The organism is Sporosarcina sp. Y838 (genome assembly GCF_056786515.1).
The window spans coordinates 168,901-194,133 of record NZ_JBXCJD010000001.1 but is presented as its reverse complement, the minus strand read 5'-3'; the positions used below and the strand labels follow the sequence as shown (position 1 = coordinate 194,133).

Below are 25,233 nucleotides of genomic sequence, written 5' to 3'. Positions count from 1 at the left end.
ACTAATTTCATTGAAGAAAGACGCACTACAGACTACATAGAGGTCATCTAGCGAAGGCGCGACTTCGTGGTAGCCGGAGCGATAAGACTGAAAGCGGTCTCCTTTCCGGCTTATCGCGGGAGGCATCCACAAAGCGCAGAAGCGGTATTAGCAGGAACTCTAAATCACTCTTATCATTTAGGCCTTTTCCAGTGATCTCCCGTTTTCATTTGTTTAACGTATATATGTAAGAGTTGTTTTTAAAAAACTCCAAACAATTATAAAATTGTTTGGAGTTTAGACCGATATCATTTCTGTTTTAAGTGCATTGCAGTAAATCCTTACGTTTAATATCTGATTGCATTGGATTCTAATCCCGAAAGCACACGACCGTAATTTTCTTTCGTGATTGATGGAGATAGTGACCTGTGTGAATATAGCGTCATGAAATCACGGAAAATCCTTTGCAACGGATGACCTTCATATACATAGCCTGACCCACTGCCAAGCAGCAAGAGATCCAGTGCTTCTTTACACATCTGATTGGCATAGCCGATGTCTGCCAAAGCTCTTACTCTAGCCGCGCGATCCATATACTTTCCACTTGCTGCCCATGTATCCAAGTCTTCAGCTACACGATAATAGTGCATAGAAGCGCTATCAATTTTCAATGAAGCGTCCGCAATCAGTGCATGCGTGCTAGCCGCATCACGAAGATTTTCGACACCGATATGAGCAGCTTTCCGATTGGGCAATACTTCTTGGAAAAATTCAAGTGCGTGCTTCACTAATCCGAGGCCTGGTAATCCAAGCGACAAAATCAAAGCAGGAAAGAGTGCTGTATTGTATAAAGGGCTATTACGAAGATGTGTAGATTCAAAATCTCCGTCCAATGCTTTAACAAACGATGTACATCGATGATCCGGGATGAATACATTATTCATTTTCACACTATTGCTACCTGTTCCTTTCAATCCCATCGTATGCCAGTCATCCATGATTTCCATTTCACTGAATGGCAAAGTCATTAATATTTGATCTACAATTGCGCCCTGTTCATCCAGGATTGGCATGCCGAAATATCCCCATGTTGCATGAAGTGACCCCGAGCAAAACATCCAGAATCCTTCTTCAACAAGATATCCGCCTTCTACTTTGTGTGCAATGCACTTCCTAGGTTCGTACACCCCTGCAAAAAGTACATCATCTGCGTTGCTGCCGAAAATCTCTTGATGTGTTTTTTCGGAAAATGATTCCGCTACCATCAGTTCGCGAATCGCGCATAATGCCACAATCCAGCCAGTCGAACCACAGCCACGGGAAATTTCTACAATAATATCTGCGTAGGTTTTCATATTTGTTTCATAGCCGCCGTATCTTTCGGGGCGTAGTAATTTGAAAAGACCTGCTTCTTTTAATTCATTCATCGTCGCTTCTGGGATACGACGAATTTCTTCAGTTTCTTTGGCTCTCTCTCGTAATCTTGGAATAAAAGAGCTGGCTTCATCTACTAGTAAACGTTCCTTTTGTGCGACCTTACTCATATGAACATCTCCTTTAATCTATTGAGTAGATATATTGAAATAATGAATCCCACCAACAACGCTTGGCGCTAGGGGATGCCTCCCACAATAAGCCGGACAGAAAATCACTGTCAGTCTTATTGCTTCGGCTACCCCAGTAGACGCGTGCGCTGGAAATTAGATAAAACCATTAGTCCAACTTATATAAATACAAATTTCTATGATTTCACCAAAGTCCGCTGTTTACTAAACAGCGCTGCATTTTCGCCCGCAATCTTGCCAAAAACTGAGCCCGCCATTAAACCAGCTCCGCCAGGATAGTTGAAGTAGAATAGTCCCCCAACTAGTTCCCCCGCTGCATACAGCCCTGGAATGGATTGTGACAATACATTTTGGACTTCTGTTTTCGTACTGATTTTCAATCCACCGAATGTAAAAGTAATCCCGCATGTGACCGCATATGCTTCAAATGGACCTTCATCCAAAGTATTAGCCCAATTGGATTTTGGAACAGCCAATCCTTCCGTACTACGTCCATCCTTTATAGTAGGGTTGAAAGAAATGTCCTTTCGGATCGCTGCATTGTATTGCTTGATTTCATTTAAAAATGCTTCACTCTTCACACCATCAAGTTTTTCAGCCAATTCTTCTATTGTATTGGCTTTTACTTTTGTAACTTGCCTGCCTTTGTATTCTTCCCGCAGTAGATGCGCAACCTTTTGATCAAAAACTTGCCAAGCAAACTGGCCTGTTTGTTCAAGAATGGTCCGGCCATACTTTGCATATGTGTAGTTTCGGAAGTCAGCGCCCTCATCTAGGAAACGTTTCCCTTCCGCGTTTACTATGATGCCAAAAGGATAACTTAACTTTTGAAATCCTTCCGAGAAATCCGGCAAGTAGCGATCCCCGCCTACAGAATGGGCACCTGACCAATTACCATGCGAAAGCGCACCTATGTTTAAAGCCATTCGAATGCCTTCTCCGGTGTTAAAACGACTTCCCCTTGCATGAGCAAGATCCCATTTCGGTCCTAGGTACTGCGTGCGCATTTCTGGATTTGCATGGAAGCCGCCAGAGGCCAGAATGACAGATTTTGCACGAACTTCTATTGTTTTACCTTTGTAGTTAACAAGTACGCCGTGTACACCATCGTCATCATGAATGAGTTCAGTCGCCATCGCTTCGAATAAAACTTGGATGTCTAACCTTTTTGCCTCTTCATGTAAAGTCTCTACCAGTCCTGGTCCACCACCAGCCGTTTCAGCAATCATCCCGCCCCAAAACTTGAATTTCCCATCAACTTTAAAGGCTTGACGTCCATAAATCGGAACAAATCTGACTTTATGTGATTGCAACCATTTCATCGTAGCAAAGCTTTCATCTGTAAGAATCGAAGCCAACTCTTGGTCTGTTCGATAATCCGTTAGTCGGCACATATCTTCAAAAAAGTCTGCCTCCGAATAGGTACCGAAATCCGTATTCTCAAAGTCTTCCTGTGTCAAATCAGGCATAATTTCTTTCAGATCTTCCACACCGTTATAAGCAAAGCGAACGGAACCATGGGTGAAAGTGGTATTTCCCCCTTTTTCCGCTTCAGGCGCTTTCTCGAGTACAATGACATTTGCACCATTTTCCCGAGCCGCAAGCGCAGCACTCATGGCGGCATTACCTGCCCCCACGACCACTACATCTGTTTCATAGATTATCCTTTCACTCACATCGATTTGCCTCACTTTCAAAAATTAGCTTCACCAATGAACGAATATCCTCAAGCTTCAATTGTTTCTTTATTTAGTTCCTTGTCCATCACGGAATCGCCCCAGTAAGTGTTACCAGTCGCATGATCCTCTTCCGTCCACTCGACAGGCTCCCAATCCGGTTCGAAAATTAGATAGGACCCGCTAAACAATTCAACGCGGCAACCGCTGCCCGGATCAATCACATATATATACATGGCCTGACTAATTCCATGCTTACCAGGACCGATAAACTTGATGCCTTGCTCTGATAAAATGTCGGCTGCCCGCAAGATATCTTGGGCATTATCGAGCCAATAAGAGATATGATGAAGTTGGTTCGGTGTTTTTGCATGTGGTCTCGTAGTGACGGCAATATCATGTACAAGTGGCGTTACACTCATCCATCCTGCAACTACTTTTTCTTGATTGTGTTTGACGTATTCACGCAGCTTAAATCCTAATTGACTACCTAAATAATCAAGTACTTCTCCCACATCCATTGACGTAGCGATATTCACATGGTCAAATCGTCTTGGAGATACTCCGCGATTCCAAGCTTTATAGGTTTGATTTTTCAATACAGAACGTCTTTTTTCATCAGCTTTTGGTTTTTCTACATCATAATAAATTTCAAATGTATGCTCGCTTGGCAGTTGAAAACGAATCGCTCGCCCTTGCCCTGTCTCTTCTCCTGCTTCGATCCACTTGACCGGTGTTCCCGCTTTTTCCAACAACTGTGCAAATCCTTCCACGTCTTCAGGACGTTTCGTTCTCCATCCAATATGGTCCACGTAACCTCTATCTCCCGCTGTTAGAGAAAGGGAATGGTGCTCAAACTCTCCCCATGCCCGTAAATAAACTGTTCCATTTTGTTCTTCGGTTACTTCTAGGCCAATGACGTCCCGGAAAAACCACAGTGACTTTTCAAGATCTGGAGTAACAAGTGCGACATGACCTAACTTAGCGATTTCTGGTAGTAACATTCCCTTTTCCCCCTTAGTAATAATAGTATTAAATGCTGTTAGAAAAATATTGCTGTATCAAGTTGTTGAAGCTTTCATGTTTTTCAATTTGTGTCCAATGCCCACATTTTGCATAGACATGCAGTTGTGCATTCGGCAAATGAGACAGTAAGTAATAGCTAGACTCAACAGAACAAACTCTGTCATCACGACCATGAACGAGTAATATAGGATTCTGTATCCGATTAAGCGCTGTTGTAGGTACGGGTACGGCAGCTGTCGCAAAAATGGAATCATTCGAACGTTGGACTTCAGGTCGCATGGCTGTTTCAAAACGAACATCCGTTAAAGCATCAATTTCTGATGCCATTTCTTCCGCATCGTATACAAACCAACTCATAATTTGACGTAATTTCTTAGGTGACGGATTATCGTAAAATCCTTTGGCACGTGCAAGCTCTGGACTCAATTTTGTATTTGGCGTTCCTCCAGGACCCATTAAGACAACCTTTTCAAATCGTTCCGGATATTCCAGCAATAATTCCAAGGCAATGGAACATCCCAATGAATTCCCGACAACATGAACCTTTTGAATACCAAGTTCGTCCAACAGTTCAATGAGTTGGTTGACCCATAAATCCATCCATCCTTGTCTACTTTTCGGAAGTGTTTCAGGGTGCCCGCTATCCCCAAAACCAAGCAAATCCGGAGCAAGGCAATCGTACGTTTCACCACAAGCTTTTAGGGCATATCGCCAATTCGCAAAAGCGGTAACACCTGGTCCGGATCCGTGTAGAAACAGAATTACTTCAGAATTCCCCTCACCTGACCGATTTAAATATGTTTTAAAGTTTTTAGTATTAACTACTTTTTGTGTATTGTTTGTCATTGATAATATTCCTCCTTCTATAAATCCACTTTTCACGAAAGCCCTTACATACATTTGTATAAAAACGACTTATTCTACAAAACTTAAAACCTGGCTACTACTTAAAGTTTAGAATAGGTAGCATTCAATTCCCAGAGTAAAAACTATTTGAATACCTGTAATTTTCCGATAGTTTATTGCAGTCATCCATAAACTAGTCGTGTTACTCCGCACATTTCAGTTTGTTTAATCTTTTAAAATGGCATTGAAATTCAATTTGAAACTTCAATCGGTTGCTCTATTATTTGTTCGCCCTGACGATTCTTCTCTAATTTCAATGTAAAAAGTGTGATCAGACTGACAAGCATGAAGCCAGCAATCACGAACATGCCTTCTCTTAACTCAACAACACCCAGCAACATCGGTCCTATGAAACCACCAATTGCGGAAAGTGAGCTTACTAAAGCGATGCCTGCAGGTGCTGTGGATTGCGTAAAGAAGAATGTTAAATACGCATAGAAAGAACCGGATATTCCATACAATCCTGCAGAAGTAATTGATAACATTAAGACCATTAATGGTGCAGTCGGTACTAACGCACAACCAATGAGCCCAAGCATGGCAATTGAAATACATCCATAAAGGTGCTTTTTATAGGAATTTGTTCGGTCTGCATTCCATCCTACAAACAGAATTGCCGGAATGGCGATGAGTGATGGAATCATGGCCAACCAGCCAATTTGCATGTTCGTCGTTGAAGATGAAGATAAGGATTTAAGAATCGTTGGCATCCAGTAGGCCAACCCGTTGACAGCGACGAAGCCCGCCATATTAACGAGAGATAACTTCCAAACCTTCGAATCTTTCAACATGGCAAGATGTGAAGATTTATTGACCAAGGAACTCAGTTTTCTTTCTTTTTCTAATTCGCCTTCAAGCCATGTTTTCTCTTCGATTGTTAACCACTTTGCATCTGCAGGTTTATTGGTCATGTAAAACAGAACGACAAATCCTAATAGAACAGCTGGTATCCCTTCTAAAATGAACATCCATCTCCAACCGGCTAAACCACTCCATGAAATCGTATCGATGATCCAAGTTGACAGCGGCGCACCTATCAATGCACTGAGTGGCAATGCAACAAAAAAGACAGCGGTTGCTTTCCCTCTTTCACGTGCTCTGAACCAATACGTTAGGTAAAGAATGATACCCGGTGTAAAACCTGCTTCAGCCACACCAAGTAAAAAGCGTAATATATATAAATGTGTAGCAGATTGTGCAAATCCAGTTAATACGACGATAATCCCCCAGGTAACCATAATCCGAGAAATCCATAGTTTTGCTCCAAACTTTTTTAACATCAAATTGCTTGGAACTTCAAATAGGAAATATCCGATAAAGAACAAACCTGATAACAAACCGAATACTTCAGCCGTTAAGGCTAAATCTGCATTCATCTCCAAAGCAGCAAAACCAAGATTGATCCTGTCCAAAAAAGCAACCGCATATAACAGTAAAATAAATGGTAAAATCCTTCTCATCGTTTTCTTAATCGTACTTTTTTCAATGGCGGTATTCGAGTGTGTTTGATCCATTTCTTTCCCTCCGCTTCAAATTGAATTTCGGATTGTGCTCATGTGCCTTTTCAAACATATCACCATAGACCAGCAATGTTTTTTGTTAAAAACGTCAGATTCACATGGAGTTTTACCCTTTTTTCTGCATTTTGCATGGAGAACTAGCCCCGAGTCTTATTCAATGACCAAAACCCCTTGCAATAATGTATCCGCTTTCAAATATCTCTTCACAGTGATTTTCCAGACTAGAATACAACTGTTATTTCCGGCAAGAGATTTCGTATAATTCATTACATCTGATTAAGAACCACTACATGGATTAGAATGAAAAACATGAAATATCTCCGCCTCCTTTATCTTTTTCTTTAATTCCTCAATGCATCCATATGCGCACTATTCAACAAATTCAAACTATAATAATACTTTACGAGGTTAGCTACTCAAGTTCTAGAGTGTTAATTGGTAGTTTTCCATCGAAAACTCCGTAACTTTTTTACAGTTTTTTCCGCAAAGGTGTCTTAAAGCCTGAAATTCCATAGGATTTTCTAAATTAAATAAAATGACCTTAAAACACTAATGTGTTTTAGGTCATTTTCCAAGGCCATATTGTTTTGGTGTATTGGAAGTGCCATCCTTCTCCCTAGATAGATAAATTGAACTAGAGAATCCCATTAAATCCGCTACGGCGCTCGCTTAGTTTATATGGTTTTTCAATCGTTCAACATTGATAGTAATTAGAAAAAAACCTTCCCTAACAAGTGAATTACAATTGCTCAACTAACTATTTCCCATAAGGCTTTAAACCGCTTTTTTTAACTTCGATTCGCCAAACCTCATTTTTAGACGACTCCGTCACATACAAATAACCTTTATGAAAAACGAGGTTGGTAGTGAATGTTCCCGTCTCTTCAGGTAGACGGATTACGCCATATTTAAAACCACTCGCATCTAGTACGACAATTTCACCTGCTTGGAAATGCGCTACATACAGATTCCCCTCAGTATCGACAGCTAAGCCATCTGGTCCTATCCCACCTTCAAACTGACCAAAAACATACGGTACTTCACGTGCGTCTTTTGCAATCGCGGATGGTGCTGCGATAATTCGATTTTTGGTAAAATCGGAAATATAGACACGTTGTCCGTCAGCCGAAACGGCAATTCCATTCGGATAGGCAAGATTACTCTGAAAAAGCTGCAGTTCTGAATCCTTGCCCGGTGGTAAATAGAAAACCCGGCCAGTAGGGTTCGTTGCACTCGAATCTCCTGGTTCAGTAAAATAGAGTCCGCCCAATTTATCGAAGACTAGATCATTAAGCCCTTTTAAAGGAGCGCCTTCAAACGAATCTACAATGGTCGTCCGCTCTGATGTCTTAGTATTGAATGCATAGAGTTCTCCAGCATTATCAGTGACAATCAGGCGTCCATCCTTGTGGAACTTTGCCCCAACAGGAATGCTATACGGTTTACCAATTACAGTAACTTTATCCCCTTCAGCCTTCATGATTTCCCCGGTAGGCGGACTGACCATCCACATACCACCTTTCCGATCAAAATTAATACCTTCCATGAATCCGTGACCCGTGACAACCTTCTCCCATTCGCTTTCAGGATCTACAATTTCCGAAATCGTATGCCTTTCCTGAGGCGGCTGTGGGAATGTATGAGACACTGCCGCTACGACTGACCCTGCTACCAATATGAGAAAAAATAATACTGCTACGATTTTGGTTTTCATTCTATAACTCCCCCAGTTATTAGTTAATTGGTAATAATTAGTGTGAATCGTACAATTCTTTTAGACTAGATTTCCCTAGAAAAATACTGTGAAATCAGTTGATTAAAACTTTCTTTTCTTTCGATTTGCGCCCAGATAACTTTCCTTATACCACAAGACTCCTACAGTAAAATACCGAGGAGTCCAAATGACAGTTACCCTTATTTGCTAGCGGCAAAGCTTTGCGCGACATCATAAATGAGATCCTCTTGCCCGCCAACCGCTTTCATCCGTCCTAGCTCAACCAAAATATCTCGCTCATCAATACCGAACTTTTGGGCTGCAGCCTGTGTGTGTAGTAAAAAGCTAGAATAGACGCCCGAATACCCCATTATTAAACCTGAACCAGTTACTTCTTGTGGGCGCTGCATATATTTCGCGACTACATCATTTGCCACATCCATTGTTTTGTATAGATCAATGCCTGTTTGGTAGCCTAAGCGCTCTAGGACCGCAACCATTACCTCGGTCTGCGTATTGCCACTTCCAGCACCCAACGCACGCAAACTTCCGTCAATATAAGTCGCTCCAGCTTCAACAGCCGCCAACGTATTGGCCATCGCCATCGATAAATTATTATGGCCATGGAAACCGATTTCACACGATAAAGCATTCTTTAAAGCTTCTATCCGTTCCTTAACCTCGTTTGGTAGCATGTAACCAGCCGAATCTGTCACATATACAATCTCCGCACCGTAGCTTTCAAATAACTTTGCTTGCTCCACTAATTTCTCAATGGGTGCCATATGGGCCATCATTAAAAAGCCCACTGTTTTCAAGCCAAGTTCACGACCTAATCCGATATGCTGCGCAGCAACGTCTGCTTCCGTTACATGCGTCGCAACACGAACCATTTTTGCCCCTACTTTAACGGCATCCTGCAAATCCTCTTTAATGCCGATTCCGGGAATTAACAACACGGAAACTTCTGCCGTTTTACACTCATCTGCCGCCGCTTCAATTAGCTTTAATTCACTTACCTTTGAAAATCCATATTGTAAAGATGATCCTCCCAAGCCATCGCCATGTGTCACTTCAAAATAGCGAACACCAGCCTGATCCAGACCTCGAGCCGTTGCACGTACTTGTTCCTCTGTAAAGGAATGTTGCATCGCATGACTTCCGTCTCGTAGAGTAACATCTAAAATTTCAATTGAGCGATTCGTCATTTTCATTCCTCCTTAAACATTTGCTGCTACCATTTTTCTTGCATATTCATTTGCAACCTTCGCTGCGGCTGCTGTCATAATATCCAAATTCCCAGAATAAGGAGGAAAGAAATCACCAGCACCTTCCACTTCTAGAAATACAGAAACTTTTTTACCGTCAAATTGTGGTACGCCTCTTAAACGGTAGCCAGGCACATATTCCTGTACCTCTTTTACGATTTGCTCAATTGACTGTTTAATTTCTTCTTCCTTACCTTCTTCTTCAACAAGTACAAGTACAGTATCACGCATAATCACCGGCGGCTCGGCAGGATTTAAAATGATAATCGCCTTCCCTTTTTTAGCGCCCCCAACTTGCTCGATTGCTTTTGCAGTTGTGCGTGTAAACTCGTCAATATTTGCACGAGTACCAGGACCAGCACTTTTACTTGATACTGTTGCGATAATTTCAGCATATTCGACTTGACTCACACGATTAATGGCATGGACAATCGGAATTGTCGCTTGCCCACCGCATGTGACCATATTTAGATTCGGTTCGGTATGATGATCACTTAAATTCACGACTGGTACTGTAAAAGGTCCAATAGCAGCTGGCGTTAAATCGATTACCTTTTTTCCTGCTGCAATTAACTTCGCACTATGCCATTCATGTGCTTTGGCAGTAGTCGCGTCAAACACAATATCCACGAGCTCCAACTTTTCCAATAAGCCGTCAATACCATTGTCAATTACTTCATAACCACGGTCACTTGCTCTTTTTAACCCTTCCGAGCTCGGATCAATTCCAACCATTACGCTCATTTCAAGGGCATCACATCGTTCAATTTTATACATTAAATCCGTTCCGATATTTCCCGAACCTATAATGCCCACTTTAAGTCTTGTCATCTACTATTCTCCACCCTCTGAAAATGAAATCGACACCGATCCTAGCCCTTCAAAATCCACCTTAAAATGATCTCCTGCTTCAAAAGGTACGGCTTTTGTCAATGCTCCCGCTAAAATCACTTCTCCAGCAAGTAAAGAGATGCCGTACTCAGCAACTTCATTCGCAAGCCATGCAACTGCAGTTGCTGGATTTCCCATGACAGCTTCTCCCTTTGCCCCGTCTAAATAAGCTCCGTTTTTATAAGCTTTCATCTCGACTGCCGCTAAATCTATGCCTTCAACAGAAGTCTTCTTTTTTCCAATAACAGCACCAGCGGAAGAGCCATTGTCCGCAACTGTATCTTCAAATTTAAACTTCCAATCTTCAATGCGGCTATCAATAATTTCGATTGCAGGCACTACATAATCCGTCGCAGCAATGACATCCGCAGCTGTAACGTTCGGGCCTTGTAATCCTTCTTTTAAAACGAAAGCAATTTCAAACTCCACTTTTGGTTGTATGAATTGATCGATTGAGACTGTACTTCCGTCCTCATAAATCATATTATCCAGTAGATGCCCATAATCAGGTGTTGTGACATTAAACATGTCTTGCATGACTTTACTCGTCAATCCGATTTTCTTCCCTTTGATCTTCGCCCCATTTTCAACCTTTTTGTTAATTTGATAGAGTTGAATTTGATAAGCTTCCTGAACGGAAATCGAATCCTTTGAAGATGTAAATGGTGCAATCGGTTTTTTATCCGTTTCTGCTTGTAACAATGCTTCAGCTGCTTTTTGAATCACCATACTTATCATCTCCTTACGAATTAACTAGCGCATCTTCAACTAAATTACGATACTTACCATTAAAGAAAATGAGTGGTTCTCCCTCTTCTAGCTTAATATCATTCACTTTACCTATGAATAATGTGTGGTCGCCTTCTACATATTCGGAAACAACCGTACAGCTAACTTGTGCGAGTGCACCTGGCAATACAGGTACACCTGCTAACTGATCAAATACCACTTCGACACCGTCTTTAATTTGTCCGGCAAATAGCTTGGAGAAATCTTGTTGATGATCCGCCAAAATATTCACTGCAAACTTTTGACTTTCTTTAATTCTTTCGAGTAAGCGCGCTTTATGGCCGATTGAAATTACCACAAGCTTCGGATCCATCGAGACAGACATAAAAGCATTCGCTGTCATTCCAAAGTTTTCACCTTCAAGTTCTGTCGTTATGACCGTTACACCCGTAGCAAATTTCCCCATTGCATTTCTAAATAGTCGATCATCCATTATAATTCCTCCTCTTATTTTTCCGTTTTAAGCTTTAATCGTCGGGTTGTTTTCAGCATTGGCATCCATCTGATCTCCCCAATATGTGAATCCAACGTCCATTTCATCTAATGTCCATACGATTGGTTCCCAGTCCGGTTCGAAAATCAAGTAACCATTCGTGAAAATTTCTACTCGAAGTCCACTGCCCGGGTCAATTGCATAAATGTACATAGCCTGTGAAATACCATGTTTACCTGGACCTTTAAATTCAATACCATGCTCTGTTAAAATATCTGCCGCACGAAGTAAATCTGACGAGTTATCTAACCAATACGAAACATGGTGAATTTGATTTGGTGTTGGTGACAGCGGGTCATAACTAACAGCAATGTCATGAACCAACGGCGTCACGCTTAACCATGCTCCGACCAAGCTTTTATCAGGTGCTTCTATACATTCACGCATTTTGAATCCTAATTTCTCCTGTAAGAAATCCGCAATGACATCTGCTTTAAGCGATGACAGCAAATTGACATGATCGATTCGTCGAGGTGAAACACCACGTGCCCATGATTTATATGTCTGATTTTTTAATACAGAACGTTTAGATGGCTCTGCCAAAGTCTTTTCCATGTCATAATAGATTTCTAATGTATGCTCGCTCGGCAATTTAAAACGGATTGCACGACCTTGACCCGCTTCAGTACCTGCTTCGACCCATGTAACTGGTGTTCCTGACTCTTCAAGTAATATCGCAAAAGCTTCTACATCTTCGGGACGCTTCGTCCGCCATGCGATATGGTCGAGTCGAGCTTCATCTCCAGCTTGAAGTGACATCGTATGGTGTTCAAAATCTCCCCATGCACGTAAATACACGACGCCATCAACGGTTTCTGTTTCCTCAAGCCCTATAATTTCTTTAAAAAACCAAAGTGACTTCTCTAAATCTGTTGTAATTAAAGCGAAATGACCTAATTTTGCGATTTCTGGTGCGTACATTCTAATTCCTCCCAAGTTTTAAGTAATTTTTATTTGATGTTACAATTGCACTTTAATTTATTACACAAAATACGTATTCGGTTCCATTCCACAAATCACTCGTCCATACGTTTCTATTAAACTTGATGGTGTAATGAAACCGTGTAAATGCATCGTTAAGAAGTCACGGTAAATGAGCTGGAATAGATTGTTCTCATAGGCGAAAACAGAACCCGCCCCATCTGCCATTAAATCAATCGCTTCTTTACACAGTTGGTTGACATATCCAAAGTCTGCCTTCATTTTAATGGACTCTTCCAGCGTAAGCTTTTGCCCTTTTCTCGAATATTCATCCAACATGTCAACTGCACGATATAGATGCAATTCAGCAGAATCGATTTTCAATTGCGCCTGTGCGACCTGCATATGTGTAATCGGTGCTTCACTCATTTTGTTATAAAACGTATTTCCGATTCCTGCCTTTTTCACACGTTCCATATGCACATCCATTGCAGCCTGTGCTAGACCAAGAGCAGGTCCTACGATGGAAAGTGTCAACGACGGTACAAAAGGTGTTTGATATAACGGTTCATCTTTTAGTTCGTCGATGATATAATGCCCTTGGGTTGCAAGGCGGTCCAGTGACACACGATGATTAGGTACAAAGACATTCTTTGCAATCACACTGTTACTACCTGAACCTTTGAGTCCGACTACATGCCAATCGTCTAAGATTTCAAGCTCGTTGCGTGGCACAACCATAATGGCCATCTCCATACCGCCATTTCCGTCGTCTATTGGAAAACCGAAATAGCACCAGTCTGCATGTGGACTTCCCGATACAAATGGCCACTGCGCTTCTTCTATTAAATAGCCACCATCCACTTTCTTAATGTCACATTTAATAGGTTTGAAATTCCCCGCTAGTACAACATCTCCGCCATGACCAAAAATCTCTTCCAATGCTTCTCTACCAAATGCATACGAAATCATATAATCACGAATATTACTTAACGAAACAAACCAACCAGCAGAACCGTTACCACGTGAAATTTCAGTTACAACTTCGGTATATGTGCGCATATCCGTTTGATATCCGCCAAACATTTCAGGACGAAGAACCTTTATTAGCCCTTCACTTTTGATCACATCGATTATTTCTTTAGGTAGATTACTCGTTTTATCTATTTCCAGGCTACGTTCCCTTAGCATTGGTATTAGTCCTTTTGCGCGTTCCCTTAGCATTGCCTTCGTATCTAGTACAGCTTGTGTCATTTTTATTCCTCCCTTGTAATGATGGTCTGTAATGCAGGAACCAGTAACACGATGCGCTCCAGCTAGCTTAGTTCACGAGGCTTGGTACAGCATTTCTGTCAAAAAAGTCTTTTGTCAGTTTGATGAACTGCTCTTTTTGTTCCACTTGAGCCCAATGTCCACAACGCTTGAAAATATGAAGCTCTGCATTTTCTACATAATCCAACATATACAAGCTACTTTGTAAGGGTACAAATCGATCCTGATGACCATGGATCATTAAGAACTCATTTGTCATGCGTTTCAATGCAGAAGGCGGTACGAGCATGTCAGATAAACTTGATTTTGTGAAGTTTTCTTCATATGATTTGCGAATATCTGGGCGTGTAAACAACTCATAGCGTTCTGCCACAATCGCATCTAATTTTTCTTCCATGCCATCCAAGTCATATAGGAACCAGCTCAATAAATTTTTAAATGCCTTTGGCGATGGATCCTTATGGAAGTTCGCTAATTTCGCAAGCTCAGGAGTCGGTTCAGTTAAACCACCGCCTGCCCCCATTAATGTAATTTTGTCAATGCGCTCTGGTGAATGCATATTCATATGAAGCGCGATGACACCACCTAATGAGTTTCCAACCAGATGTGCCTTTTCTAGTTTTAATGTATCCATTAGATCTAGTACTTGCTCAATGCGACGGTTCATCCATTCCACACCATTTTCAGGATACTGTTCTGGATGGTCCGTATCCCCAAATCCTAAAACATCCGGTGCAACAACATGGAACCTGTCCACATAATGTGGTAAAACATCCTTCCAGTTCGCACTTGCACTAGCCCCTGGACCGCTACCATGAAGGAATATAATTGTTTCCGCGTTTTTTGTACCGCCTTCATGGATAAATGTTTCGTAGTTACCTGTTTGAACTTTACGTGTAGTAATTGACATAATTTTCAACACTCCCTTATATGATTTGAACAATATAATACTGTTTGCTTGCTGAACGAACATGCTTACTGAATTAATTACGATCGTCTGAAATGCTAACATTTCAGTTAGGGTAAAAATAAATGCCCTTTACACGTACTGCATTTTCCTCACAACGTTTCGTTGCGTACCTAAGTCAATTTCCCGATTGCGACTATATATGCTTGTTTCAATTAAATCGCCTTCTTTTAAATAATTGGCTAGACCTAACTGACGATTAATTACCTGCTGCTTTTCCTCATATCTTGCGACTAAGCTAGTCATACAGTTCATTTCATCACTTGTTAACTGCATCGCTACTCCACCAGGTGTCCCTGTTAGCAATAAATCTCCCGGCTTCAATTCCATGAGTTGTGATAGCTCAGTTAAAGTCTCAGTAGGCTTAAATAATAGTTGGTCTGTATTTGCAGATTGACGAACCTCGCCATTGACCTTTAATTCCAGCTCTAAATCGTATAAGTAAGCGTATTCATCTTCATCCAAGACATAGAAGTAAGGGCCCACTGGACAAAATGTACGATAGCTTTTTCCCTTTAACCATTGAAGCTGTGTTAGCTGAACATCCCTAGCCGACACGTCATTTCCAATGACTAAACCCGCTATATATTCATGTAGATTATCTTCTGTCACTTGTATTTCACTCGTAATCTCTTTCCCAATCACCAAACCTAACTCAATTTCGTAATCGAGTAGCTGAACATGACCTGGCTGAATGATTGTTTCAAACGGTCCACAAAGTGAACTGTCCAACTTACTGAAAATCATATTAAAGGCTGGTCTTCCTGAAGACATGCCTGACTCTTTGCGATGCTGCGAATAGTTCACACCCTGGCAAATGATATTTGCCGGTTTTGTTACAGGACTTAACAAGTCAATTTCATCAAGTAGAATCATTTTTTCATTGTTCACTTCTAGTTTATTTTTTGCTTCCTGAATACCCAATTTTAAAAAGTCCGCTAACGTATCTGAATCATTGTCCAATGCAATAACTGCATTATCATTGACTACGCCCCATTGAATTCGTTCGTCCTTTTGAAATCGTACAATTGTAGTCCCCAAGTATTTTCATCCTTTCACATGAAGTGGGCTTGGCCATCGTGTCGCGAAATTATGCTAACGATGGCTCGTCCCTTTTCTCCCCGTTCCCCTGTAACAATGGATACTTTATCTTGTAATCGCTTCAATCTATAAAATGCATAAAATCATTTATTCTATAGAAACCAGTACTTCTTCATTAGGCTTCGGCAGTTTAACAGCTAAATACCAAATTAGTGCGAGTAAGAGCAACCCTACTGTACTGATTAATAATGGGAATCTTCCGATGTCCTGATTGAAAATGTTCATAATCACACTGAAAGCGAATGGACCCATAATCCCACCAAGTCCTTGCCCTACTACGACTAGTCCAACATATGATGTACCAGAATTTGGCGGTGTAGCTTCAGTAACGCGTGCAAACACCCCTGGTAATCCAATTCCCATACCTGCTCCAGCTATAATACTTCCGACAAAGATCATCGGTAAACTATGCGAGAAGTAACAGATCATCATACCTAATCCAGTCATTAACACGGCTACTGGTAAATAGGAAATTGGCAGCATATGCTTAACTTTTCCAAACACAAAGCCCGCTAGTAAAGTTCCGAATGTAAAGACAGAAATCGCCATACCTGCTTCTGTCGCATTTCCTAACTGTTCATTTTGAATCACTACAGAAATATTTGTGACATATCCAAAAATCAAAGCCGAATAGAATACTTGACCTAATGTCACTCCATAAATGACTTTCGGAACTTTAACTTTTGCTTTCTTCACACCTGGTTCATGTCCAGGCCGTTTTGCCGGCTCAGGTAAAAACAGGAACGTTAAAGCTAAAATCCATATTGGGAACAAATACGTAAGGAACCCGTATTGCCAACCATACGTATCAGCAAGAATTCCGCCACCTAATTGGAAGAAAATCGCTCCGATACATGCAATTGTTGAAGTTCCGAAACCAATCAAGAAATCACGTTCCCGATTATCGAAGAAATCTGAAATGATATCAACTGATAATGGAATCGTAATTCCAACGCCTAGCCCTAGCAGACCGCGGAATGCAATGATTAACGGCAAGCTATCTAGGAAAAATGGCATTACCCCACCAATCATGAATAAAATTAGACCCGTAAATAAGAGTGATCTCTTCTTAAATGTTCTGGAAAGTTTTCCATAAAACAAAGCAGGTATGATTTGCATTAAGCCCGGGAATGTTGCAACGAGCATAACAATCGTTGGATTATAATCTGGAAATGCTGCGATAATATCCGCCATGATCGATCCCGCAACACCTGCGGCGACATCTTGGAAAGCAATAATTACAATTAAAAATTTGAGGAAGTTTCCACTAACCCTTCTCTTCATCAATCTATCCCCTTTGTTTTTTAGTAAAAGCTTCCGGATAATGCATCTACAGAGAACCCAAATTATCTAATTGGCTTTGGAATCACCACATCTTTCAGATTGAGGATTTCGCAAGCAAGGAACAACCTACAAATGAAAACCCTTACATTCGATAAGTAAATAATAATCCCAATTTTCTATTTTCTCAACAACTTTAGAGAACTCCGTATATTCATTACTAAATTACAAGCATTTACTATATAAAATTCACGGAAAAGATTGTCGACTGTTTTTCACTTGATAGATTCACCAACAAATAGTTTGTACTTTTCACTCACAGAATTGACAATGCGATACAAGTGCTTCTCCATCACATTTCTAGCAAGCAGGACATCTCGGTCTTTCAATGCATAGTAAATTATCCAATGCTCAATTTGTGATTGTTGCCTTAATTTCCCCATAAATACTTCGTCTGACATGCGAACGTAATTCAAGTAGTCCCAGTTCACACTATTCATCTTAAGAGCATATTCAAGGTTTGATGCTTTATAAATTTGAGTGTGAAAACTTGTATTCAATTCCTCATAATCACTCGCCGTTAAATGACTGTTATCCATTTTCTCAACAGTCTTTAATAGATTTGCTAACTGCTGATCATTGATATTTACCGTAGCTTGTCCTGTCATTAAAATATCTAACGTCGCACACACGAGGAGTCTTTCGTGAACATCTTGATGACTTGGCCTCTTAACAAACACACCAACTTGAGGCGTAATTGTTATATATCCTTCTAATTCAAGTTGCGTTAATGCTTTATGAATTGGCGTTCTACTCATTTCTAATTCCTTTGCCAATAGATGTATATCGATTGCCTGTTTCTCTGAAAACCGTCCCTCTACTATTAATTTCTTTATATATCTATAAGCTTCTTCTTTTTTCAAATTAACCATCCCCTTGTAAATTTGCTAACCATTCTCACAGATTAATATCACCTATTGCATTTAGTCCATCCAAAATAAGCAATAGTTGAAAACCTTCGACTGGATCTCTTAAATCTTTTTGAATCAGTTCCTCAATCTTAGTGATTCGATACATTAGGCCACTCATTGACAATGACAAGTCAGCCATTGACCGTTGTAGATTTCCACCATTGCTTAAAAAAACATGCATCGTTTTTAGTATTTCAACTTGTCTCGTTTCCTTTAGTTCAAAAATAGCCTTCAATTCTTGCTGTCCTATTTTCCTGATTTCGTTAATATTTTTCGAATTGATTAATGTCCCCATAATCCCAACATTTTTATAGTGGCAAATTTCATCTTGCGACTTCATGCGAAGTGAAATTTGTGATTCCTCTAAGCTGTCTTGAATTTTATCGATATTATCTGTGCTATTACTCACTCCAATTTTAAATTGGTAGGCTTGAAATGATTTCTTCAAGTGCTGCACTATTCTTTCTATATTCTCTACATAGTTTTCTGTTTTAGGGAGCAACAAGACGATATTTTCCTCGAATTGGCATATGAGCACTTTGTAATCTTGAATATCCAGAAATTTAATGATGGACGTTAGCACCGCTCTATGCTCTATAACCGATAGCAATCCATCTGGCTTAATCTGACATGAAATCGTTGAGATATAAAATGGCTGCTCCAAATTAATCCCAATATAGTAACCCTGGGAAATTACATTCGATTTCGAATTATATTGCTTCAGTAATAGTTGCTCTAGAAAATAGCCTTTCATTTTTTCCAGTGCTTCAAAACTGGTTTTCTCATTCAGAAAATATAATCCTGCTACATTAGCTGCTCGTTCAAGGAACATTGAATCACTTTCAACATATGAATTTTCATGTTTCAAATAAATAAATGTACAATAACCGATAATCTTTTTCTGCACGATAATCGGAGTAATGAGTCTTTCATGAATGGCTCCCTGAATAACGGTTGTCTTTTTAAACAATGGCAGTTCTTTATTTCTATTTTTCAACTTAAGAAAACTTTTTTTCAAATCTTCAGTGACTTCTTCATATTGTTCCTCTGTTAAACCAACGTATGTCTTATTGTGAAACGTTAAATCCACAATTGAAATCGGAATCCCAAGTACTTCAAAAACCCTATTCGTGATGTCAAAAATATCATTTCCATCTGATACCATTTGTGTAAGAACACTATGGAATTTCGCTAGCTTCTCAATGTAATTTCTTTGCTCAAGCAATTGTTCATATGAAACTTTTAGTTCATCAATAATGTTTGGCTCATTATAAGAAGAGATTTCTTCATCCATCGAAGCGTCCCACTCTTCTTCAATGCGCATTTCATAGCGACACTCTTTGTCACCCATCGCTTTGCAATGAGTTTCTCTAACGAACATTTTCCGTTCACAGATTTTCGACATGTAACCGCTCGCAAAACCAGATAACATATGGCATACAGGGGTGTCTGAGAGTCCAAGGTTTTTTAAATGTTCATGTGCCTCGACAGAATCAATCCATTTCCCTGTTGCGTACATATATTTAAGTTTATTGGAGTCGGTCATTTCAATCTTTCGCTCCGATGTTACATTACTAACTTGTCCTGTGTTTAAATGTAATACCGACGCTTGTTTGATCAGTTCCTCAAAGTCTTTCGTATCTTCCATGGCTTCATTTGCATTCGTTTCCCCCAAATGCCATCCGTAACGCAATAAAAATCCTTTTGCACGCTGAACGCCAAGATTTTCAATCAACTCTTTTCTTAACAATCCAAAGCTGGCTGATGTCATTAACACTTTTCTACTATCAAAATATTCCGTCTCTTTTTCGAATACGTTCACTCTAATCACCCCTACTATAATTTTAGAATGTCACTTATCGTGCGATATAGATGGATATCTTCTTAAAAGTGCGTGAAAATCATGATTTATTGATTTGTTATAATTTTACTTAGTAGTATAGCATGAGTAAAGGTCTAAGTATTCATTATTTTAGAATAGTTAGTTTTTAAGAAGTATTACTTCTTAACTATTTTGTTAGTAAAAAAAGGTGCCTGGCTCAGATTGTATGTCTGAGTCAAGCACCAAGATATAAAAGTAGCAGTTTTATGATTCACTTCAAAAGAGGTAAAAGATTTTTTTACGAGACTTCTAATTAGGTAGGTTTATGCCGCAGGTCTGTTAACCATTTATATGCACATAACGCTGGCAAGGAGGGCATGCCCCCATTTTTCACTAGACTATTTCCGACCTACTTTCGGCGAATTAATCATGACAAACTACCCTAACAGGGGGGGCATTCGTACTTAACATTAGTAGGAAGCGTCGACAAGCATATTTGGAGTGGTTTAGGAAACGGTAAACAGCGTCTTTAGCTTGGACTCCTTCCGCCTATTTTGAGTCAAGTATTGGATTGAAGGACCTTATTCAGGTGCCAAGATTGAGATATTATTATTTTTATTATCTTCAGGAATATCCTCGTTCACTGAATCCTCCAACGGCTTCGATTTCGTTTCTTCTCCTAATAGTATTACCATAATCATTCCAAAGAGCAGAACGCCAGTAGTCATAATAAAAACTCCGCTAAATCCGTAAATCGGATACATAAAACCAATATAAATCGGAGCAGAAAGCCCACCTAATCTTCCAAATGCGGAAGCGCTCCCTGTACCAGTTGCACGAATAATTGTTGGGTATTGTTCAGGCGTATAAGTATACATCCCGCCCATAGAACCTACCATAAATAACGATGTAAAAAATCCAGCAATTAAGATTTGTGTAGGCGAAGTAGCTTGTCCTAAAAAGATCGCGGCTATTGCTGCAAATCCTAAGTAACCGACGATAACCTTTTTTCTTCCAATTCTATCAACTAAAAAAGCGGCAGAGAAATATCCCGGAATTTGCGCCGTATATATAATGAGTGAAAACATGAACGACTTAGATATTTCATACCCTTCATTAAAAAGTAAGGTTGGTAGCCACGTAAAAAATCCATAATAAGAGAAAATCACGGAAAACCAGAGAGAAAATAACATAATGGTTCTTTTAATGTATCGCTTGTTAAACAAGGTCAAGACGTTCCCTTTGTCCTCAATTGTTCGAATAACTGTTGTCTCTATTGGCTTAGGAAGCTTTTTACCTAAATGATATTCGACATTCTCTTCAATTCTTGTCATTTCTTTATCAGCTTCTTCTAATCGCCCTTTAGATTCTAGCCATCTTGGTGATTCTGGCAGTACCCTTCTCCAGTAAAGAACTATAAAAATTGGTAAAGCGGTTATAATAACCGCAATTCTCCAGCCGTAAACAGCTGACAGAGGAATAATAAAGAATGCAAGGATCGCGGCAGCTACGTAACCAAATGAATGGAAAGCTGTTAATGAAGCAACATATTTCCCCCGGTATTTACTTGCGATCAACTCTGATAAGTATGGTGCAAGGATCGCACTTTCTGCACCTGTACCTAATCCAGCAACAACCCGCAACCAGAAAAATTGTTCCCAACTGGACGTAAGCGCACTACCAAGCGTTGCAATAGCATAAATAATGAGTGCCCACATAATCACATTTTTTCTCCCGAATTTATCCCCAAAATATCCAGCAAAGAAAGCTCCAAAAAAATAACCAATTAATACAGAACTCCCTAAAACCCCAGCCTGTTGAGATGATAAACTCCAAAGCGCGATAACGGACGGTAAGACAAAAGCGACCATTGCCATATCCATGGAATCAAACGAATTACCTAATCCAGTCCTAACCAATAACTTCCTATTGTACGGATTGTTAGGAAGTCTTTCAATTCTAGCATTAATATTTGCCAAGGTAATACTCCTCCTCTTGAAAAAGTTTATTGTTTTCGATCTAACTCACAGCAACTTGGAATCAAAGCTATCTTTATTGTCAGCTGTTCCTCGGCCATACATAATATCGCTTTCAATTACTCCCTCAAGTGGAGGACAGGTCTAATGAACAAGATCTACTACTGGAACCTAGACTAGGAATTTAAATGAACTTTTTTGGGAATCATCTTTCATTAACTCTTCTCGATCATCATTTACATCTCTTACATTGCTAGATTATGCTGTTGTCAATACACACACTCCTCATTGCTTTATTTTCAAAACCAGAAGTCACACATCTATTACATTGAATATACAGTAGACTCCAAATAAAAGGTATACTAAGCATATATTAACAACTTTCATATTTCCAATACTTATAATATAGGGTTTTAATACTTAATAAGTATGGTGATTATACGTTTCATCTCTAGTGGTGAATACCATGGATTTTTGATTAGTCATCATCTACTTCGCCACTTATAATAGATCGAATAATAAGATATTAATTTTGTGCATCAAGTAAATCGCAGATGCAAAGGCAAACTATACGAAAGCAGTTATAACAATAACCCTATCATTTTAAAAAAGTATAAAACCACTCTATCTAATCAAAAAGAGCGGCATAAGATTTAATGAGAATGCCATGATTCTATTCTTTTCTTTAAGAAAGTACTGGTATTTTTATCTATTCACCGATAGAAGACGCTCACTTTGAAGTAACCCTTGTTTCTATCGTTATGACCTAGTCGTCCAAATCCACTAGATTATATAGGATATCCCCTACTGTAACTAGTTACGCATTTGCATTTGTTGCTTCTCTTCATGTAAGAAGCGATCTATTCTATCGTCCCGAAAAGCTTCGGCACTTCTTGTAACTGTGTCTTTGGAGTGCGGCGGATGAACAAATATCATGCGATTATCGAAAAAAGTAAGTAGGGATGCGACAATTCGCATCCCTACTTACTTAGATCTCTCGATAAGCTTATATAAGTTGTCCAATTCGAAGCAATCCAATAACAATTATACAAGTAGCGCACAGTCTGTGTTCAAGTTATTTACTGGCTGATCAGCAGACCTGCTCTTTTCAACAATATTCTAAGGCAGTAACTTATTTATATTGGTTCGAATGCGTTTGTTTCTTCTTGGCCGCGGATGCAGTTGAGCGGAACTCAGCTTCCACTTTTGCATTCAGCCTGCGCTCGAAATATTTGCCGACGAGCCATAGCAAAATAATAACGACTACGACAATCGCTGTTCGGATTGGATTTGTAAATAATGCTTTAATGTCATAGCCAATATAGCTAATCATGAAAATCATGACGAATTTCCCGGCCATCAATGTGACCAAATAATTCTTTTTCTTCATATCCGACATTCCAGCTACAAGGTTGACCAGTGCGGATGGTGTAAACGGGAAACAGAGGAAAAGAAATAAAGGACCGAATCCGTTTCGCTCAACCCATTTGATTAACTTTTGAATACGTGCATTTTTTGTTAGAAATTTTAAAAACCGGTTGCGTCCATATTTTCGGACGAGAAGAAAAACAGCATAAGAGCCTACCACAGTCCCAGCCCACGACAACAGGAATCCATACCAGAGACCGTACGCTCCAGCATTTGCCATAACAAACGCGAATAGAGGAAGGAACGGCAAAAACGACTCGAGAAATGGCAAAAGCAAACCGAGAAGTGGTCCAAGTGATTTATAGTGCTGTGCTAATTCCATAATTTTGTCCGGATCTAGCCATTCATTCATCTGAGACAACCTCGCTTCATTTCAGTTTTCGTGTCATCTAATGTCCGTTATTTATAGTTTTCCTTTAATAGTGTCCATTTAAACCCTAAAGTATAGTATAATCGCTTAAATATACTTTGGGAAGACGTGAATTGCATATGAAGAATAACCAGTTCTCTGCCGGTCTAAAAGCAGGTACAAGCATTGCCATCGGATATTTTCCCGTCGCACTCACATTCGGGTTGCTTGCAAAAACAGCAGGCCTGTCCATTGTTGAAGCGACGGCAATGAGTATGTTTGTTTACGCAGGCGCTGCTCAATACATATCGCTTAGCCTCATTACGTCAGGTGTCGATCCTATATTGATCGTCATAAATACATTCATCGTCAACATTCGACACTTTCTTATGACGGCTTCGCTCAATGAAAAGATGCAACCTGCTAAGAAATGGATCAAATCGATCTATGCTTTTGGCATTACAGACGAATCGTTTACAGTGCTCGCGACTGGAACGAAAGGGAAAATATCGACAGCTTTTGCATTTGGGGTTGCGCTCATAGCTTACGGCAGCTGGGTCATCTTCACTACAATTGGACATATTATCGGCGCCAATCTGCCTGTCTTTTTGCAAGAGGCAATGTCAATTGCACTCTACGCCATGTTCATCGGACTGCTTGTCCCTTCGATGAAAGGAAATCGTAAAATTGTTATGCTCGCTGCAGTTGCGGCGGCCATTCATTGTGCTTTGTACTTTACAGGCGCATTGTCGACAGGTTGGTCAATCCTTGTCGCTACGCTTGCGTCATCTATTCTTATTGAAATAATCTATGCGCGGCGCGGTAAAACTGCTGAAAAAATGTATGTACGGGAGGAGGAATTCTAATGGGACCCACTTATTGGTGGATGCTCCTTGGCATGGCGCTCGTTACATATTTACCACGTATGATTCCGTTGACTGTTTTAGACGGCAAAGAATTACCGCCAGTCGTTCAAGGCGTCTTGCGCAACATTCCATACGCCGTTCTGGGTGCCTTAATTTTTCCGGCAATCCTGTTCGTTCAGGAAGGAAATATCCTATTTGGTGTACTTGGAGCGGGAGCGGCATTTTTAATCGCTATCCTAGGCGGTGGTCTCATGTCGGTTGTTTTAGGGACGATTGCTGTGCTCGCGGTCTATAGTTTGTTTATGTAATGATTGACCGCGTGGGTGCGGTCTTTTTTTTTAGGCTATGTTAATGATAAGGTTGATTTATTTAAAATGGTAGAATGACGCCTGCCCTACAAAAAAATAGTTAAAATTAGTGATGAATCCCAAGACTTCAAAGATAAAAGCAGG

21 protein-coding genes are annotated in these 25,233 nt (G+C 40.1%); 2 read left to right on the top strand and 19 right to left on the bottom strand.

Going from position 1 to position 25,233, the window contains the following annotated elements:
- Nucleotides 1-326: 326 nt before the first annotated feature.
- The 19 genes from AC1TO4_RS00930 to AC1TO4_RS00840 form a co-directional block, all read right to left on the bottom strand.
- Nucleotides 327-1,523, bottom strand: coding sequence for an acyl-CoA dehydrogenase family protein (locus AC1TO4_RS00930; RefSeq protein ID WP_482103782.1), 1,197 nt, complete (start codon nt 1,521-1,523; stop codon nt 327-329).
- A 197-nt stretch (nt 1,524-1,720) separates the two neighbouring features.
- Entirely contained in the window at nt 1,721-3,220 is a 1,500-nt protein-coding gene (gene tcuA, locus AC1TO4_RS00925) for an FAD-dependent tricarballylate dehydrogenase TcuA (RefSeq protein WP_482103781.1), read from the bottom strand.
- Between the two features lie 50 nt (nt 3,221-3,270).
- Nucleotides 3,271-4,224, bottom strand: a complete 954-nt coding sequence (locus AC1TO4_RS00920; RefSeq protein ID WP_482100199.1) for a VOC family protein — start codon at nt 4,222-4,224, stop codon at nt 3,271-3,273.
- Nucleotides 4,225-4,252: 28 nt separating this feature from the next.
- Nucleotides 4,253-5,092, bottom strand: a complete 840-nt coding sequence (locus tag AC1TO4_RS00915; RefSeq protein ID WP_482100198.1) for an alpha/beta fold hydrolase — start codon at nt 5,090-5,092, stop codon at nt 4,253-4,255.
- Between the two features lie 251 nt (nt 5,093-5,343).
- Entirely contained in the window at nt 5,344-6,666 is a 1,323-nt protein-coding gene (locus tag AC1TO4_RS00910) for an MFS transporter (protein WP_482103780.1), read from the bottom strand.
- Nucleotides 6,667-7,429: 763 nt separating this feature from the next.
- Nucleotides 7,430-8,386, bottom strand: a complete 957-nt coding sequence (locus AC1TO4_RS00905) for an SMP-30/gluconolactonase/LRE family protein (RefSeq protein ID WP_482103779.1) — start codon at nt 8,384-8,386, stop codon at nt 7,430-7,432.
- 200 nt (nt 8,387-8,586) lie between these two features.
- Nucleotides 8,587-9,594: a 4-hydroxy-2-oxovalerate aldolase gene (dmpG, locus tag AC1TO4_RS00900; RefSeq protein ID WP_482103778.1), complete on the bottom strand. Its 1,008-nt coding sequence runs from the start codon at nt 9,592-9,594 to the stop codon at nt 8,587-8,589.
- Between the two features lie 12 nt (nt 9,595-9,606).
- Entirely contained in the window at nt 9,607-10,485 is an 879-nt protein-coding gene (locus AC1TO4_RS00895; RefSeq protein ID WP_482103777.1) for an acetaldehyde dehydrogenase (acetylating), read from the bottom strand.
- A gap of 3 nt (nt 10,486-10,488) precedes the next feature.
- Nucleotides 10,489-11,274, bottom strand: a complete 786-nt coding sequence (locus tag AC1TO4_RS00890) for a 2-keto-4-pentenoate hydratase (RefSeq protein ID WP_482103776.1) — start codon at nt 11,272-11,274, stop codon at nt 10,489-10,491.
- A 13-nt stretch (nt 11,275-11,287) separates the two neighbouring features.
- Entirely contained in the window at nt 11,288-11,767 is a 480-nt protein-coding gene (locus AC1TO4_RS00885) for a flavin reductase family protein (RefSeq protein ID WP_482103775.1), read from the bottom strand.
- 27 nt (nt 11,768-11,794) lie between these two features.
- The gene (locus AC1TO4_RS00880) at nt 11,795-12,748 is read right to left on the bottom strand and encodes a VOC family protein (RefSeq protein ID WP_482103774.1); all 954 of its coding nucleotides are present in this window, start codon (nt 12,746-12,748) and stop codon (nt 11,795-11,797) included.
- Between the two features lie 60 nt (nt 12,749-12,808).
- Nucleotides 12,809-14,002, bottom strand: coding sequence for an acyl-CoA dehydrogenase family protein (locus tag AC1TO4_RS00875; RefSeq protein ID WP_482103773.1), 1,194 nt, complete (start codon nt 14,000-14,002; stop codon nt 12,809-12,811).
- A 67-nt stretch (nt 14,003-14,069) separates the two neighbouring features.
- Complete coding sequence (locus tag AC1TO4_RS00870; protein WP_482103772.1) at nt 14,070-14,930, bottom strand: alpha/beta fold hydrolase; 861 nt, start codon at nt 14,928-14,930, stop codon at nt 14,070-14,072.
- 129 nt (nt 14,931-15,059) lie between these two features.
- On the bottom strand, nt 15,060-16,028 hold the full coding sequence (locus tag AC1TO4_RS00865) for a fumarylacetoacetate hydrolase family protein (protein ID WP_482103771.1): 969 nt from the start codon (nt 16,026-16,028) through the stop codon (nt 15,060-15,062).
- 147 nt (nt 16,029-16,175) lie between these two features.
- Nucleotides 16,176-17,372: an MFS transporter gene (locus AC1TO4_RS00860; RefSeq protein WP_482103770.1), complete on the bottom strand. Its 1,197-nt coding sequence runs from the start codon at nt 17,370-17,372 to the stop codon at nt 16,176-16,178.
- A 272-nt stretch (nt 17,373-17,644) separates the two neighbouring features.
- Nucleotides 17,645-18,292, bottom strand: a complete 648-nt coding sequence (locus AC1TO4_RS00855; RefSeq protein WP_482103769.1) for a GntR family transcriptional regulator — start codon at nt 18,290-18,292, stop codon at nt 17,645-17,647.
- Nucleotides 18,293-18,326: 34 nt separating this feature from the next.
- Nucleotides 18,327-20,162 carry a XylR N-terminal domain-containing protein gene (locus AC1TO4_RS00850; RefSeq protein WP_482103768.1) on the bottom strand — a complete coding sequence of 612 codons (1,836 nt, stop codon included), beginning with the start codon at nt 20,160-20,162 and terminating at the stop codon, nt 18,327-18,329.
- Between the two features lie 581 nt (nt 20,163-20,743).
- Nucleotides 20,744-22,141, bottom strand: coding sequence for an MFS transporter (locus AC1TO4_RS00845; RefSeq protein WP_482103767.1), 1,398 nt, complete (start codon nt 22,139-22,141; stop codon nt 20,744-20,746).
- Nucleotides 22,142-23,270: 1,129 nt separating this feature from the next.
- Nucleotides 23,271-23,918 (bottom strand): TVP38/TMEM64 family protein, encoded by a 648-nt coding sequence (locus AC1TO4_RS00840; RefSeq protein WP_482103766.1) that lies wholly within the window; start codon nt 23,916-23,918, stop codon nt 23,271-23,273.
- A 137-nt stretch (nt 23,919-24,055) separates the two neighbouring features.
- Between AC1TO4_RS00840 and AC1TO4_RS00835 the strand changes: the two genes are divergently transcribed.
- Nucleotides 24,056-24,781, top strand: a complete 726-nt coding sequence (locus tag AC1TO4_RS00835; protein WP_482104031.1) for an AzlC family ABC transporter permease — start codon at nt 24,056-24,058, stop codon at nt 24,779-24,781.
- Nucleotides 24,781-25,089, top strand: coding sequence for an AzlD domain-containing protein (locus AC1TO4_RS00830; protein ID WP_482100181.1), 309 nt, complete (start codon nt 24,781-24,783; stop codon nt 25,087-25,089). Before AC1TO4_RS00835 ends, AC1TO4_RS00830 begins: the two co-directional genes overlap by 1 nt.
- Nucleotides 25,090-25,233: the final 144 nt, after the last annotated feature.

What these genes read in the sequence shown, in the direction of transcription:
- AC1TO4_RS00930 (WP_482103782.1), bottom strand. Translation starts at nt 1,523, where the DNA reads ATGAGTAAGGTCGCACAAAAGGAACGTTTACTAGTAGATGAAGCCAGC.
- AC1TO4_RS00920 (WP_482100199.1), bottom strand. Translation starts at nt 4,224, where the DNA reads ATGTTACTACCAGAAATCGCTAAGTTAGGTCATGTCGCACTTGTTACT.
- AC1TO4_RS00915 (WP_482100198.1), bottom strand. Translation starts at nt 5,092, where the DNA reads ATGACAAACAATACACAAAAAGTAGTTAATACTAAAAACTTTAAAACA.
- AC1TO4_RS00910 (WP_482103780.1), bottom strand. Translation starts at nt 6,666, where the DNA reads ATGGATCAAACACACTCGAATACCGCCATTGAAAAAAGTACGATTAAG.
- AC1TO4_RS00905 (WP_482103779.1), bottom strand. Translation starts at nt 8,386, where the DNA reads ATGAAAACCAAAATCGTAGCAGTATTATTTTTTCTCATATTGGTAGCA.
- dmpG (WP_482103778.1), bottom strand. Translation starts at nt 9,594, where the DNA reads ATGACGAATCGCTCAATTGAAATTTTAGATGTTACTCTACGAGACGGA.
- AC1TO4_RS00895 (WP_482103777.1), bottom strand. Translation starts at nt 10,485, where the DNA reads ATGACAAGACTTAAAGTGGGCATTATAGGTTCGGGAAATATCGGAACG.
- AC1TO4_RS00890 (WP_482103776.1), bottom strand. Translation starts at nt 11,274, where the DNA reads ATGGTGATTCAAAAAGCAGCTGAAGCATTGTTACAAGCAGAAACGGAT.
- AC1TO4_RS00885 (WP_482103775.1), bottom strand. Translation starts at nt 11,767, where the DNA reads ATGGATGATCGACTATTTAGAAATGCAATGGGGAAATTTGCTACGGGT.
- AC1TO4_RS00880 (WP_482103774.1), bottom strand. Translation starts at nt 12,748, where the DNA reads ATGTACGCACCAGAAATCGCAAAATTAGGTCATTTCGCTTTAATTACA.
- AC1TO4_RS00875 (WP_482103773.1), bottom strand. Translation starts at nt 14,002, where the DNA reads ATGACACAAGCTGTACTAGATACGAAGGCAATGCTAAGGGAACGCGCA.
- AC1TO4_RS00870 (WP_482103772.1), bottom strand. Translation starts at nt 14,930, where the DNA reads ATGTCAATTACTACACGTAAAGTTCAAACAGGTAACTACGAAACATTT.
- AC1TO4_RS00860 (WP_482103770.1), bottom strand. Translation starts at nt 17,372, where the DNA reads ATGAAGAGAAGGGTTAGTGGAAACTTCCTCAAATTTTTAATTGTAATT.
- AC1TO4_RS00840 (WP_482103766.1), bottom strand. Translation starts at nt 23,918, where the DNA reads ATGAATGAATGGCTAGATCCGGACAAAATTATGGAATTAGCACAGCAC.
- AC1TO4_RS00835 (WP_482104031.1), top strand. Translation starts at nt 24,056, where the DNA reads ATGAAGAATAACCAGTTCTCTGCCGGTCTAAAAGCAGGTACAAGCATT.
- AC1TO4_RS00830 (WP_482100181.1), top strand. Translation starts at nt 24,781, where the DNA reads ATGGGACCCACTTATTGGTGGATGCTCCTTGGCATGGCGCTCGTTACA.